This window comes from Aeromonas sp. EERV15 (assembly GCF_900079845.1).
GTDB lineage: Bacteria > Pseudomonadota > Gammaproteobacteria > Enterobacterales > Aeromonadaceae > Aeromonas > Aeromonas sobria.
This window is the reverse complement of sequence record NZ_FKKY02000071.1, coordinates 1-541: the sequence shown is the minus strand read 5'-3', so window position 1 is coordinate 541 and position 541 is coordinate 1. Positions and strand designations below refer to the sequence as shown.

Below are 541 nucleotides of genomic sequence, written 5' to 3'. Positions count from 1 at the left end.
TGTCGCACGAGCTGCGCACGCCGCTCAACGCGATCCTCGGCTGGGCGAGGATGATGCAGGCCGGCTCGCTCGACCGGGTGGCGGAGACGCGGGCGCTGTCGGCGATCGAGCGCAACGCCGAGCACCAGGTGACGCTCATCGACGAGCTGCTCGACGCGTCGCAGGTGGTGACGGGCACGCTGAAGATCGAGCGGCTCGCGGTGGAGCTGACGTTGCCGGTGCAGACGGCGGTCGAGGCGATCCTGCCGTCGGCGGCGGGCAAGGGCGTGGCGATCGAGACGCGGCTCGACCCGGAGGGCGTGTTCGTCGAGGGCGATCCGGCGCGGCTCCAGCAGGTCGTGTGGCACCTGCTGTCGAACGCGGTGAAGTTCGCGCGGCCGGGCGGCCTCGTGCAGGTGCAGCTCGCGCAGGACGAGCGCTTCGCCGAGGTCAAGGTGATCGACGACGGCGAGGGCATCTCGGCCGATCAGCTCCCGCACGTCTTCGAGCGCTTCCGGCACGAGGACAACGGCAGCGGGCGCCGGCACGGGGGGCTCGGGCT

1 protein-coding gene is annotated in these 541 nt (G+C 72.1%); it reads left to right on the top strand.

The window, feature by feature from the left end:
• A partial coding sequence (locus BN4575_RS22720; protein ID WP_141689901.1) for a sensor histidine kinase occupies positions 1–541 on the top strand: 541 nt, incomplete at both ends.